At 63.7% G+C, this 12,782-nt stretch carries 11 protein-coding genes and 1 tRNA gene; 3 read left to right on the top strand and 9 right to left on the bottom strand.

The window, feature by feature from the left end; genetic code table 11:
- Window positions 1-125: 125 nt before the first annotated feature.
- Together mcpA and F6X59_RS24780 are read right to left on the bottom strand one after the other, a co-directional pair.
- Window positions 126-2,012 (bottom strand): methyl-accepting chemotaxis protein McpA, encoded by a 1,887-nt coding sequence (gene mcpA, locus F6X59_RS24785; protein ID WP_152958754.1) that lies wholly within the window; start codon window positions 2,010-2,012, stop codon window positions 126-128.
- Between the two features lie 144 nt (window positions 2,013-2,156).
- Entirely contained in the window at window positions 2,157-3,035 is an 879-nt protein-coding gene (locus F6X59_RS24780) for a LysR family transcriptional regulator (RefSeq protein WP_152958753.1), read from the bottom strand.
- A 100-nt stretch (window positions 3,036-3,135) separates the two neighbouring features.
- Between F6X59_RS24780 and F6X59_RS24775 the strand changes: the two genes are divergently transcribed.
- A complete protein-coding gene (locus F6X59_RS24775; RefSeq protein WP_372240520.1) occupies window positions 3,136-3,576 on the top strand; it encodes a PACE efflux transporter in 441 nt (146 codons plus the stop codon).
- On the opposite strand, the gene F6X59_RS24770 is transcribed toward F6X59_RS24775, so the two are convergent.
- From F6X59_RS24770 to F6X59_RS24755, 4 genes are all read right to left on the bottom strand, one after another.
- Window positions 3,573-4,637, bottom strand: coding sequence for a hypothetical protein (locus tag F6X59_RS24770; protein WP_372240518.1), 1,065 nt, complete (start codon window positions 4,635-4,637; stop codon window positions 3,573-3,575). The genes F6X59_RS24775 and F6X59_RS24770 overlap by 4 nt on opposite strands.
- An 88-nt stretch (window positions 4,638-4,725) precedes the next feature.
- Complete coding sequence (locus tag F6X59_RS24765) at window positions 4,726-5,406, bottom strand: GntR family transcriptional regulator (protein ID WP_152958752.1); 681 nt, start codon at window positions 5,404-5,406, stop codon at window positions 4,726-4,728.
- 16 nt (window positions 5,407-5,422) lie between these two features.
- Complete coding sequence (locus F6X59_RS24760; protein WP_372240516.1) at window positions 5,423-6,127, bottom strand: FadR/GntR family transcriptional regulator; 705 nt, start codon at window positions 6,125-6,127, stop codon at window positions 5,423-5,425.
- 44 nt (window positions 6,128-6,171) lie between these two features.
- Complete coding sequence (locus tag F6X59_RS24755) at window positions 6,172-7,482, bottom strand: C4-dicarboxylate transporter DctA (RefSeq protein WP_152958750.1); 1,311 nt, start codon at window positions 7,480-7,482, stop codon at window positions 6,172-6,174.
- A 499-nt stretch (window positions 7,483-7,981) separates the two neighbouring features.
- On the opposite strand from F6X59_RS24755, the gene F6X59_RS24750 reads away from it, so the two are divergent.
- Complete coding sequence (locus F6X59_RS24750; protein ID WP_152958749.1) at window positions 7,982-9,700, top strand: bifunctional diguanylate cyclase/phosphodiesterase; 1,719 nt, start codon at window positions 7,982-7,984, stop codon at window positions 9,698-9,700.
- On the opposite strand, the gene F6X59_RS24745 is transcribed toward F6X59_RS24750, so the two are convergent.
- The 3 genes from F6X59_RS24745 to folD form a co-directional block, all read right to left on the bottom strand.
- A complete protein-coding gene (locus tag F6X59_RS24745) occupies window positions 9,675-10,160 on the bottom strand; it encodes an Lrp/AsnC family transcriptional regulator (protein ID WP_152958748.1) in 486 nt (161 codons plus the stop codon). The two genes, F6X59_RS24750 and F6X59_RS24745, sit on opposite strands and share 26 nt — an antisense overlap.
- 75 nt (window positions 10,161-10,235) lie before the next feature.
- Window positions 10,236-11,300 (bottom strand): ornithine cyclodeaminase, encoded by a 1,065-nt coding sequence (locus F6X59_RS24740; RefSeq protein WP_152958747.1) that lies wholly within the window; start codon window positions 11,298-11,300, stop codon window positions 10,236-10,238.
- 210 nt (window positions 11,301-11,510) lie between these two features.
- The gene (gene folD / locus F6X59_RS24735; RefSeq protein WP_054883547.1) at window positions 11,511-12,365 is read right to left on the bottom strand and encodes a bifunctional methylenetetrahydrofolate dehydrogenase/methenyltetrahydrofolate cyclohydrolase FolD; all 855 of its coding nucleotides are present in this window, start codon (window positions 12,363-12,365) and stop codon (window positions 11,511-11,513) included.
- Window positions 12,366-12,635: 270 nt separating this feature from the next.
- Between folD and F6X59_RS24730 the strand changes: the two genes are divergently transcribed.
- Window positions 12,636-12,712, top strand: a tRNA-Arg gene (locus F6X59_RS24730).
- Window positions 12,713-12,782: the final 70 nt, after the last annotated feature.

Raw genomic sequence — 12,782 nt, 5'->3', positions numbered from 1 at the left:
CCATGGCCTCACAGGCATGGCCACGTTGCAACAAATGTAGGAGCGAGCTTGCTCGCGATGCGCCGCGCGGGCGGCGCTCGATATCTGCCCCAACAAAAACCTCAAACCCTACACAAAGGCCCTCCTCAGATCCTGAAACTCCCCACCAATTGTTTCAGCCGCCCGGCCTGCTGAGCGAGTGCATCGCAATGCTGCAGGGTCTGGTTGAGGTTCACCACCCCTTGCTGGTTCAGCGCGTTGATCTGGGTGATGTCCAGATTCAGGCTTTCGACCACAGCGGTCTGCTCCTCGGTAGCGGTGGCCACCGACTGGTTCATGCCGTCGATTTCACCGATGCGCTGAGTCACGCTGGCCAGGCGCTCGCCGGCCTGGTTGGCCACCTGCACGGTCTGCTCGCTCGATACCTGGCTGGTGTTCATGGTGTGCACCGCCTCGCGCGAGCCAACCTGCAGGCTGGTGATCATGCGGTGGATTTCTTCGGCCGATTCCTGGGTGCGGTGTGCCAGGTTGCGGACCTCGTCGGCGACCACGGCAAAGCCGCGCCCGGCCTCACCGGCCCGGGCGGCTTCGATGGCGGCGTTGAGCGCCAGCAAGTTGGTCTGCTGGGAAATGCCCTTGATCACGTCGAGGATCTTGCCGATCTCGTCGGTGCTGGCATTAAGGGTTTCGATCTGTTCGCACGATTCGCTGATGCGCTGGGAAAGCGCAGTCATGGCGTTGATCGCCTGCTCGACCACCTCACGGCCGCCATGGGCCTGCTCGCTGGCACCGCTGGCATGTTGCGAGGCATCGGCCGCATTGCGGGCGATTTCCTGGGTCGCGGCGCCCAGTTGGTTGATGGCCGCGGCCACGCTGTTGGTGCGCATGCTCTGCTCTTCGGAGCCGATGATCGAGGCGTTGGAGGCGTCGATGACTTTTTCCGACAGGTCGTGCACCAGGCGGGTGGCCGAAGAGACTTCGCTGATCGAGCTGTGGATACGCTCGACGAAGCGGTTGAACGAGCTGGCCAGTTCGCCGAATTCGTCCTTGTGCTGCACGTCCAGGCGGCGGGTCAGGTCGCCTTCACCTTCGGCGATGTCGCGCATGGCGCGGCCCATGGTGGTCAGCGGGCGCATCAGTACCGGGATCAGCAGGCCCAGCAGCACGGCGATGGCGACCACGGCGATGAGCATGGCGATGATCGCCGAGGTACGGAACTGGCTGAGTGCGGCGTAGGCCTTGTCCTTGTCGATCGACAGGCCGATGTACCACTGCGCCGAGGGCAGGCCGGCGACCGGGGCGAACGAGATCAGCCGCTCCTCACCGTTGAGCGTGACGTCCTGCATGCCGGCAGTCACGCGCAGGCCGCTGCCGGGGTAGATGTCCTTGAGGTTTTTCATCAGCTGGTCTTTGTCCGGGCTGACGATCACCTGGCCACTGCTGTCGGCGAGGAAGGCGTGGCCGATGCCGCCGAAGTCAACCGAGTTGATGATCTCGACCAGGGTGTCGAGGGTCAGGTCGCCGCCGACCACGCCGATCAGCTCGCCGTTGCGCTTGCTTTTCACCGGTACCGCGATGGTCACCATCAAGCCACCGACCGCGCCCTGGTAGGGGGCGGTGAGCACGGTCTGGCCGGCGCTCACCGCACTGCTGTACCACGGCCGCTGGCGGGGATCGTAGCCGGCCGGCATCTGTGTGTCAGGGCGCTGGGTGAATACGCCGTTGGCCTGGCCCAAGTACGTGAAAAGGAAGTTCCGCGTGTAGGAAGGCTGCTCGATCAGCCCGCCCAGGGTCTCTCCTGCCCCTTGTTGGGCAATGTCCTGCGCCAGGTTTTCCAGCACCAGGATGCGCCCGCTCATCCAGTTCTGCACGCTGCTGGCGGTCAGCGCGCCAGCCTGTTGCACGGACGATTCGATGTTCTGGCGGAGGGTGTTGCGTTGCAGGTAATCGTTGTAGAGCGTGAACAGCGCAAAGGCCAGCACCACGACACCGCAGGCGCTGAGAAGGATCTTGTGGCGAAATTTCAGGTTCATGTTTCGAGACCTTGAGCCAAGGATGGAAGGGGCGCCGCGTGCTTGTGGCGTTAAGGCGAGTCCTGTCCTACGTGTTATCGGCTTGCTTGGTAAAAGGTTGAAACACTTAGCTATTTTCTTCCGCTCAGGTCGACGGACGGTGGGCTAGCCAGCGGCCAGCAGTTCGATCAGCAGGCGAGCGCCCTGGCGCAACGGCTGCTGCTTGCGCCAGAAGGCATGGATCGGCAGCTGCAGTTCGTTGCGGGTGTTGCGAAATTGCAGGCGCACCAGACGCCCGGCAGCGACCAGCGGCGCGACCCGGGCCAGTGGCAGGTCACCCCAGCCAAGGCCGGCTTCGACCATCTGCAGGGCCAGGTCGAAACTGTCGGTGGACCAGTGTGTGGCGCCGATCAGCGGGCGTGGGTCGAGCAATGGCAGGTCGCGGCTGCGGACCAGGATCTGGCGCACATTGACCAGGTCTTCGAGGTAGTGGATACGGCCTTCGAGCAGGGCCGGGTGGGTGGGCGACAAGGTGGCCACCAGCGATTCCATGCCGATGTGCTGGAAGCTGCGACGGGCATCGACCTGCAGGCCGGCAAAAGCCAGGCACAGGTCGGCGCGGCCGCTGTCGAGCAGGTGCAGGGCTTCTTCCTGCGGGGCGCTGAGCAACTGGATGTCGAGCAGCGGGTAACGTGCGCCGAGGCTGGCAATGGCGGCCAGCAGCGGGCGGTGGTCGATATCCGGGACCACGGCCAGGGTGAGGTTGCTTTCCAGGCCTTGGGACAGCTCCAGTGCGTGTACCTGCAGCAAGCCCAGCTGCTCGGCGATCAGCCGCGCGTGGGGTTCGAGGGCCAGGGCCTGGGCGGTGGCGCGGACCTCGCGTGAGCCGCGCTCGAACAAGGTGTAGCCCAGTTCGGCTTCAAGGTTGCCGATGGCCATGCTCACCGCCGAAGGTACCCGTTGCAGGGCGCGGGCAGCAGCGGAAAACGAACCGCGGTCGAGCACGGCGAGAAACAGCTGGATGTTGTCGCTGGAAAAATTCATGTCAGCCTCCTGTCAGTCAATCTGAAAGCGGCTGACTTTTTCTGTCAAGCAGATTGAATCATCCTTGCGCCTCATCGCAATTCGACACATGAGGTAACCCGTGCAGGGCGTCAAACGCAAACTGGTCTACGTGACCTTCTATGAACTGATCGGCTTGTGCATGTCGACGCTGGGGCTGGCCTACCTGTCGGACACCCAGGCTTCGCACACCGGGCCTCTGGCGGTGATGATCACCACCATCGCCATGCTCTGGAACCTGGTCTACAACAGCGTGTTCGAGTATTGGGAGAGCCGCCAGGCCAAGCGTGGGCGCAGCGTGGCGCGGCGGGTGGTGCATGCCGTCGGCTTCCAGCTGACCTTGGTGGTGTACCTGATTCCGCTGATTGCCTGGTGGCTGGACATAAGCCTGCTGGAGGCGTTTGTGGTGGACCTGGCGTTCATCATTCTGATCCCGTGCTACACCTTCGCCTACAACTGGGCGTTCGACCGGATCTTTGGCTTGCCGACTTCGGCCATGGCTGCTGCCAGGGCGGGAGGCTAAGGCAGGCGAATCAGCAAGGGTTCCTGTGGTGCAGGTGCTTGTCGCTGTTGCGTCTGCTGCTCCATGGACGGTTGCGGCGCAGTGGCCAGCAGGCTGTCCTCGACCTGCCCCGACAGGTAGTACACCCCCGCCAGGGCGCCGCTCTGGCGGTTCTCCATCAGCTCCTGCCACTCCTGGTTGAGCGCAACATTGAGGATGACCCGCAACTGCTCGACCATCTGCGGCTGGTCACGGTTGTGGGACATGATGCCGTAGCCGGTCGCCGCTATCGAGATCATTGCCCCGGCCACCTTGCCCACGGCGCTGGCCACGGCGCTGGCGACGCCGCGCGGGGCCAGGGTGGCGCCGAGCTTTTCGCTGGCATTGGTTGCCACGGACGACAAGCCCACGTCGGTTCTCCCGGGGCCTTTGGCGGCCTGCTTGTGCAGGTGTTCGCGCAACGCCAGCCAGGCCGGTTGCTGTTCAAGCGACTTGGCCCGCAGCAATTGATACAGCGTGGCATTGCGCGCGGGCGGTGGCCCCAGGTTGATCGCCGGGATGCGGTTCAGGCGCTGGCTGAATGCTTCGGGCGCAGCGTTGTAGCGCTGGATGATCGCCGGCAGTTGCTGGCCGAGCAGTTGCACGTACAGCTCGCAGGCACGATCGCGGATGCCCTCGGGGTTGATCTGTTCGGCCACCGGTTCGATCACCCGCTCGTGGTACTGCTCCTGCAGGTACAGCGCCAGGCGCTTTTCCGCCGGCTCGCGGCCCTCGCCGCTGTCGAGTTTGTACCAGGCCACTTTCATGGTCAGCCATTGCTGAGTCCAGTAGCCGGTGAACCAGGGGATGAAGTCTTGCTCGGTGCGTTGTTGCACCTGTTCCTTCCACACCCGCATCGAGCGCCGGGCATAGTCGTTGGCAGAGCCGGCGGCGCCAACTGAAGCCTCGATCAGTTCCTGGTCGATACGCTGCCAGGTGGCGGAGTCAAGCACCGCTGGAGGCGGCGGGGGAGGCGAGCGTTTTCCGGCGCAGCCGGCGATGGCCAGCAACAGGCACACTAGAACCAGGAATCGTCGGCTCACTCGGCTGCCTCGCGGGGAATAGAGGCTGGGTGGTCATCCGAGTATAGGGCGCGGCTCCGGGGGCTGCCGTGCAGCCCATCGGCCTTGCTCAGTCGAGGTCGAGCTTGTCTTCCAGGCGGTCGAGATGATCATCCATCAACGCCAGCGCCGCCCCCGCATCACCGGCCTCCACGGCATCGATGATCGCCGCATGTTCCTCCCAGGCGCAGTGGTCACAGCAAGGCGATTCATAACGGGCGATGATCAGCGAGGTCATTGGCACCAGGCCATTGAGGAAGCGCGCCAGCGGGGCATTCGCCGCCACTTGGGCGAGCTTGAGGTGAAACTCGCCACCCAGGCGGATGGCGGCGCAGCGCTCACCACGCTCATGGTGTTGGCGCTCGCGCTCGACCAGCTGGCGCAGCTGGCGGATCTGCGCTGGCCGTGCGCGTTGCGCGGCCAGGCTGATCAGGGTGGTTTCGGCCAGGCGCCGGGCGCTGAGCACCTGGCGCGCCTGCTCAGGGTCGGGTGCGGCCAGGTGGGCGGTGTGGCTGGGGCGCTGCACCACCACTTGCTGGTCCGACAGGCGGCCGAGCACCCGGCGGATCACCGTGCGGCTGACCCCGAAGGCATTGCCCAGGGCCTGTTCGGGCAACAGGCTGCCCGGCGGCAGGCGCTGTTCGAGAATCGCATCGAACAGGCGCGGGTAGATCTGCTCGGCCGACAGGCGAGTCTCGCCGGCGGCGAGCAGGGCAGGCAGGCGGGGGGCGGCGTGGGCGCAGGCGGTCATGGTCGCTCTCCAGGGGTCATTGGCCGGGCTGGTCGTCCGGGATGTTGAGGTGAATGCCCATGCGCTGGCCTTCGGCGAGGATGTGCTGGCGCATCTGGGCGCTGGCCTGGGCACTGTTGCGTTCGCGAATGGCGCGCACCACGGCTTCGTTTTCCTTGAGCCGTGCGGCCAGGTGCTCGGGCGAGTTGCGCAGCATGCTGGCGCTCTGCTTGAGGGCATTGCCGGTCTGTTGCACCACGCTCTGGAATATCGGGTTGGTGGTCAGTGCGAACAGCGCCTCGTGGAAGGCGATGTAGGCCTTGAATCCGGCTTCGCTGTCATCGGCTTCCAGGGCTTCGCGCATGTCCATCAGGGTCAGGCGCAGCTGGCCGATGTCCTGGCTGTTGGCCGATTGCGCGACCAGGCCGACGATGAACGGTTCGAGGGTGTAGCGCAGTTCCAGTACGTCGGCCAGGCTGGCCGCTGCGGCGCTTTCGCTGGCCGGGTCCTGGGCAGCAGCCTCGGCATCCAGCACCAGTACCCCCTTGCCCGGCAGCGCACGCACCAGGCCCAGGGTTTCCAGCACGGTCACCGCTTCGCGCAGGCTGGGGCGGCTGATGCCCAGTTGCTCGGCCAGTTCGCGCTGGCCGGGCAGCATGTCGCCGGAGCGCCACTGGCCACGGGCGAGGGCCTGGCGCAGTTTTGCCACCACTGAGTTGACGACGGTCGATGAGCTGATCACGGTTCGCTCCTGCAAGGGCCGGCGTCAGCGCCGGCCACGTTCGCTCAGAATTCCTGTTGATGGGGGTTGGCTTGCTTGCGTGGCGCAGGGGCGAAGCCGGGTTTGCCATCGAGCACGTTCTGCGCACGTTCCAGGTCGATGTCCTTCTCCCAGCGGGCGATGGCCACGGTGGCCACGCAGTTGCCGATCAGGTTGGTCAGCGCCCGGCCAATGCCCATGAACCAGTCCACCGCCAGTACCAGCACCAGGCCCACCACCGGGATCGCCGGCACGGCGGTCAGGGTGGCGGCGAGGATCACCAGTGCCGAGCCTGGGATGCCGTGAGCGCCCTTGGAAGTCACCAGTGACACCAGCAGGATGGTCAGCAGGTCGGTCATCTCCAGTGGCGTGCCGGTGGCGTTGGCGATGAACACGATGGCCAGGGTCAGGTAGATGGAGAAACCGTCGAGGTTGAACGAGTAGCCGGTAGGGATGACCAGGCCGACGGTGGAACTGCCGATGCCCAGGTGCTCCAGCTTGCGCATGATTTGTGGCAGCACGGCGTCGGACGACGCGGTGCCGAGGACGATGGTCAGCTCTTCGCGCAGGTACTTGATGAACGGCAACAGCTTCAGGCCCGACACGCGCATCACGGTACCCAGCACGATCAGCACGAAGCCGGCGCAGGTCAGGTAGAACAGCGCCACCAGGCCACCCAGGTGCTGCAGCGACTCCAGGCCGTACTTGCTGGTGGTGAAGGCGATGGCGCCGAACACGCCGATCGGCGCCAGGCGCACGATCATGCCCATGATGCGGAAGATGACGTGGCTCAGTTCGTTGATCAGCCGCGAGATGCCAGCGGCCGAGTCACCCACCAGGTTCAGCGCGCTGCCGAACAGCACCGAGAACAGCAGCACCTGGAGGATGTTGTTGTCGGCGAAGGCACCGACCACCGAGGTCGGGATCAGGTCCATGAAGAACGCCGTGGCGCCATGGATGTGCTGGCCACGCTCGGCCAGGCTGCTGGCGTCGGCGCTGGACAGTTGGTCGAGGTGAATGTTGGCGCCGCTGCCGATGCCGCTGCTGAAGGCGAACACCAGGCCGATGACCAGGGCGATGGTGGTCAGCACTTCAAAGTAGATCACCGATTTCAGGCCGATGCGCCCGACCTTCTTCAGGTCGCCGGCACCGGAAATACCACTGACCACCACACAGAACACGATCAGGCCGATGAGCATCTTGATCAGCTTGATGAAGCCGTCGCCGAGGGGTTTGAGCTGCAGGGACAGGTCGGGGAAGCTGAGGCCGCAGGCGATGCCGAGGACAAGGCCGAGCACAACTTGCAGGAAGATCGAACGCGAGCACCATTTGAGCATGGGAGAGATCTCAGATCGGTGTCCTTGCTTCGGTGCCGCACGGGGCGAAAGAGCGCAGGACTTAATTATTGTGGTCTTACCGGTTTGTTCAGCGCCGAGTCATAAAAGCGCGAAAAATCCGACATTGCAAGGGTTTTTGGCCTTACCGGTCTGACCAGTTGTGGGGCATTGGTGGCTGCTGGGCTCTAGTTCGGTGCATACCGCTGCTGAGCCTGGCGGGCCATGCACGGGCCATGCTCCAAGCGTCGACCAATCCCTGAAGTGACGTAGCAATCTGCTTGCCAGCCCTCGGCCGAATCTGGATATTTTTCATAACGCTATGATTCGTAAGGATTATTTGCTTTATGTGGCTGAGTTCGTAGAATTCGCGCCTGACTGGGAAGTCACCGACAAGCAGGCTCCTGGTATTTCGAACGAATGGAGTCTCATCGTGTGCCTCAACCTGCCGGTAACGCCGGTCGAGCAACGTGGAGCGCTCAATCTGAGAGGCAGGATGCTGATGGACGACATTTATCGTGCGGCTGTGGATGCGGCCGCGATTTTTTCCGAGACCGATCTGCGCGGGTGCATCACCTACGTCAACCAGCAGTTCTGCAGCATTTCCGGCTACAGCCGCGAGGAGTTGCTGGGAGCCAATCACCGTATTCTCAATTCTGGTCTGCACGAGGCAGAGTTCTTCCTTGGCATGTGGCGCGCGCTGGCGGCGGGCAAGGTGTGGAAGGGGGAAATCTGCAACCGGGCCAAGGACGGTTCGCTGTACTGGGTGGACAGCACGATGGTGCCGCTGGTCGACCCGGCCACGGGCAAGGTGCGCAAGTACGTGTCGATCCGCTTCGATGTCACCGAAAAACGCCAGCTGCTGCATACCCTGCAGTGGCGGGTGGGGCACGATGTGCTGACCGGGCTGCCCAACCGCGCCTACCTGTCCGACTTGCTCAATCAGGCCTTGGCGTTCTCCCGCCGTGAAGAATCCCCCCTGGCGGTATGCATGCTCGACCTGGATGGCTTCAAGGCGGTCAACGACGGCTACGGGCATGCTGTCGGCGACCTGTTGCTGGTGGAGGTGGCGCGGCGACTCAAGGCTATCTTGCGCGGCGGTGACGCGGTGGCGCGGTTGTCAGGTGACGAGTTCGTACTGATCCTGCGTCACGTCGACTGCAGCCAGCAGTTGCACGCTGCCTTGCAAGGCGTGCTACGTGCCCTGGCCGCACCCTATGTGATCCGTGAGCAGAGCGTGTTGCTCAGTGCCAGCATTGGCGTAACGCTGTACCCCCAGGACGATGAGGACGCCGACACCCTGGTGCGCCATGCCGACCAGGCCATGTACGTGGCCAAGCAGCGTGGCCGTAACCGCTACCATGTATTCGATGTGTCCCAGGAGCAGGAGCTCAAGGCCACTCACCAGACGGTGGCCCGGGTGCGTAGGGCGCTGCGGCAGGGCGAGCTGTGTCTGTACTATCAGCCTAAAGTCAACCTGCGCAGTGGCCAGGTGCTGGGATTCGAGGCTTTGTTACGCTGGCAGCGTCCGGGGCGTGGGCTGGTACCGCCGGGGGAGTTTCTGCCGCTGGTGGAGCAGACCGACCTGATCGTGGAAATCGGTGAATGGGTGATCGAACAGGCACTGGGTCGCCTGCAGGAATGGCGGCAACAGGGGCTGCCTTGGTCGCTGAGCGTCAACATTGCGGCTCGCCATCTGCAGCGTGGTGACTTCGTGGAACGTTTGCAGCTGTTGCTGTCGGCATGTCCGCAGGTTGAACCGGCGTACCTGGATCTGGAAATCGTCGAGTCGGTGGCGATCGACAACCTGCAGCATGTCAGCCGTTGCCTGGAAGCCTGTCAGGCGCTGGGCGTGCGTTTTTCCCTGGATGATTTCGGCACCGGCTACTCGTCGCTGAGCTACCTCAAGCGCCTGCCGGCCCAGACCATCAAGATCGACAAGTCGTTCGTGCGTGACATTCTCCATGACCAGGATGACCTGGCCCTGGCGGGCGCGGTGATCGGCCTGGCACGGGCCTTTGGTCGCGAAGTGATCGCCGAGGGGCTGGAAAGTGTCGAGCATGGGCGGGTGCTGATGGCGTTGGGCTGTGAGCTGGCGCAGGGGTATTGCATTGCCCGGCCGATGCCGGCGGGTGAGGTGGTGGCTTGGGCAAGGGACTATCGGCAACCATCGCAATGGTACGATCAATCCGTGCTCACGGCTGCGGCGCCATGCACTTGATCGAAGCCAGCTCAGGATGGGCCACCAGCTTGTCGATGTGCAACGCGTCGTCATTCATCCAGCTTTCGCTCAGCACCCGGTAGTGCTCCATGTCACGGCAGCGCAGGCGCAGGCTGTAGTCGAAGTGGCCGCTGATCAGTTGGCATTCGTAGACTTGCGGGCAAGCCAGCATGGTGGCTTCGAAGGCTTTTTGCGCAGCGCGCCCGCTCTGGTTGGACAACGCCACCAGCACCAGCAGCGACAGGCCCGGGGCGAGCTTCTGCAGGTCGATGATGGCGCCGTAGCCGCGAATCACGCCGCGCCTTTCAAGTTTGCGCACCCGCTCCAGGCAGGGGCGTGGGGTGAGGTGGACCAGGTTCGAGAGTTTTTCGAAGGTGATGCGGCCGTCGTGGCGCAGCACATCGATGATGGCTTCGTCGATGCGGTCCAGCGGTGGGGCATTGGCGTCCTTGGTGTCCATGCGCAGGGCTTCTTTCCGAAGAGGGCATGGACAGGGTAGGCGTAAACCGGGGCCGCTGCGCGGCCCCAAGGTGCATCAGGCGCAGGCAGTGTCTGCCTGGTGAATCGAGCGTACGCCAACCACGCGCGGTTGCAGCAGCGAATAGAGGTCTTTCGGGTTCTCCAGTTGCGGCACCAGCGCTATGTCCTGGCCAATGCCCAGCATGCGCGCAGTATCCAACACATAACGCAGGGCCGAGTAGTCCTCCAGGGCAAATCCGACCGAATCGAACAGCGTGACCTGCTCGGCGTGTTCGCGGCCTTGAGCAAGCCCGGCGAGCACCTGCCAGAACTCGACCACCGGTGAATCTTCGGGCATCTGCTGAATCTCGCCTTCGACCCGGCTTTGTGGTTCGTATTCGACGATCACTCGCGCTTTTTCAACGATGTCACGGTGCAGCTCGGTCTTGCCTGGGCAGTCGCCGCCCACGGCGTTCAGGTGCATGCCCGGCTCGATCATCTCCGGGGTAAGGATGGTCGCATAGGCCTTGTCGGCAGTGACCGTGGTGACAATGTCGGCGCCACGTACCGCTTCGGCGACGGAGTTGGCGATGCTCAGCTTCAGGCCCGGGCGGCCGGCCAGGTTGGCCACCAGCTTGGCCGAGGCCGCTGGGTCGATGTCGTACAGACGGATCTCATCAATGCCCACCAGGGTGTTGAAGGCGATGGCCTGGAACTCGCTTTGCGAGCCGTTGCCGATCAGCGCCATGCAGCGGCTGTCCGCCCTTGCCAGGTAGCGGGCTGCCAGTGCCGAGGTGGCGGCGGTACGGATCGCCGTGGTCAGGGTCATCTCGCTGAGCAGCAGCGGGGTGCCGGTGTCGACATCGGCCAGGGTGCCGAAGGCCATCACCGTGGGCAGGCCATGGTGAGTGTTTTTTGGATGGCCGTTGACGTACTTGAAGGCGTACAAGCTGGCATCGGACACCGGCATCAGCTCGATGACCCCGTCGGGGGAGTGGTTGGCCACCCGGGCACACTTCTCGAAGGCCTGCCAGCGCAGGTAGTCCTGGCGAATGTACTCGGCCATCTCCACCAGGCAGGTGGCCAGGCCTTTGCGGTTGACCAGGCGGGCGAGGTTTTGCACATCGATATAGCGGGTCATGACGGGTCTCCTTGCGGCGACGCTTCCAGTGAGGGCTCTGGAAATATTGTCGGGCGCGGAGCGTGGCGATGCTGGCTGAAACAGGGCCGGCTGGCAGCGGGGGCGGCTGATTTTGCGCTGCTGGCAGCCGAATCGGCTGTGCTGCCGGTGGTGAACCCCAGGCAAAAAAAACGGCACCTGCCAGAGGTGCCGTTTTCATGTCACGCGGTATTACTTGTGCAGCTCTTCGGCCGCATACAGCGTGTTTTCCAGCAGGCAGGCACGGGTCATCGGCCCGACGCCACCAGGAACAGGCGTGATCCAGCCGGCGCGCGGCAGGGCGGTCTCGTAGACCACGTCGCCGACCAGCTTGCCGTCTTCCTGGCGGTTGATGCCGACATCGATGACGATGGCGCCTTCCTTGATCCATTCACCCTTGACCAGGCCCGGCTTGCCGGCGGCCACGACCACCAGGTCGGCGCGGCCGACGTGGCCGGCCAGGTCCTTGGTGAAGCGGTGGCAGACGGTCACGGTGCAACCACCCAGCAGCAGCTCCATGGCCATCGGACGGCCAACGATGTTGGACGCGCCAACGATGACCGCGTTCATGCCATACAGGTCCTGACCGGTGCTTTCCAGCAGGGTCATGATGCCTTTTGGCGTGCACGGGCGCAGCAGCGGAATGCGCTGGGCCAGGCGGCCGATGTTGTACGGGTGGAAGCCGTCGACGTCTTTGTCGGGGCGGATGCGCTCGAGCAGCAGCGAGGCGTCCAGGTGTGCTGGCAGCGGCAGCTGCAGCAGGATGCCATCGACGGCCGGGTCGTCGTTGAGGCGATCGATCAGCTCGGTCAGCGCTTGCTGCGTGGTCTCGCTGGGCAGGTCGAATGCCTGGGAAATGAAGCCGACCTCTTCGCAGTCCTTGCGCTTGTGCGAGACATAGACTTGGGAGGCGGGGTCGGTGCCGACCAGGATCACCGCCAGGCCTGGCGTGCGCAGGCCTTGCTGGCGACGCTCCTCGACACGTTGAGCGATCTGCTTGCGCAGGTTGGCGGCGATCGCCTTGCCATCGATTAGGTGTGCAGTCATAGACGCGTGATTAACCATCGAGAAAGGAACAATAAAGAGGGCGCATTCTCGCACGACATCGCCCAAGGGCAAAGGCGGGTGGTCGGGCAAATCCTCTAACCCCTTAAATAATTTAAATTTTTTGGAGAAAGGTGTTGACGACCTGTAGGCTCGCCTATAAGATTCGCCGCACTTGTCGGGCACAGCCTAGCACTGGTTGGCGAGGTCGGGCAGAATGAGTGGTTTGGCAGTTACCTGTTAACGGCTTGTTCGGTTAGGCTTCAAGCTTAAGCGCCCGTAGCTCAGCTGGATAGAGCATCCGCCTTCTAAGCGGATGGTCGCAGGTTCGAGTCCTGCCGGGTGCGCCATTTAGGCAGCTTGGGCAAGCAAGTAAGGCTGTAATGCAATATGGTGGGCGTAGCTCAGTTGGTAGAGCGC

This window comes from Pseudomonas sp. MN1F (assembly GCF_009391885.1).
In the GTDB taxonomy this organism is placed as follows: Bacteria; Pseudomonadota; Gammaproteobacteria; order Pseudomonadales; family Pseudomonadaceae; genus Aquipseudomonas.
Note: the sequence above shows the minus strand (reverse complement) of the source record. Positions and strands in the feature narration are given on the sequence as shown.

Bases quoted from the DNA above. Each gene is read 5' to 3' on its own strand.
- mcpA (WP_152958754.1), bottom strand. From the start codon at position 2,012: ATGAACCTGAAATTTCGCCACAAGATCCTTCTCAGCGCCTGCGGTGTC.
- F6X59_RS24780 (WP_152958753.1), bottom strand. From the start codon at position 3,035: ATGAATTTTTCCAGCGACAACATCCAGCTGTTTCTCGCCGTGCTCGAC.
- F6X59_RS24765 (WP_152958752.1), bottom strand. From the start codon at position 5,406: ATGACCGCCTGCGCCCACGCCGCCCCCCGCCTGCCTGCCCTGCTCGCC.
- F6X59_RS24755 (WP_152958750.1), bottom strand. From the start codon at position 7,482: ATGCTCAAATGGTGCTCGCGTTCGATCTTCCTGCAAGTTGTGCTCGGC.
- F6X59_RS24750 (WP_152958749.1), top strand. From the start codon at position 7,982: ATGGACGACATTTATCGTGCGGCTGTGGATGCGGCCGCGATTTTTTCC.
- F6X59_RS24745 (WP_152958748.1), bottom strand. From the start codon at position 10,160: ATGGACACCAAGGACGCCAATGCCCCACCGCTGGACCGCATCGACGAA.
- F6X59_RS24740 (WP_152958747.1), bottom strand. From the start codon at position 11,300: ATGACCCGCTATATCGATGTGCAAAACCTCGCCCGCCTGGTCAACCGC.
- folD (WP_054883547.1), bottom strand. From the start codon at position 12,365: ATGACTGCACACCTAATCGATGGCAAGGCGATCGCCGCCAACCTGCGC.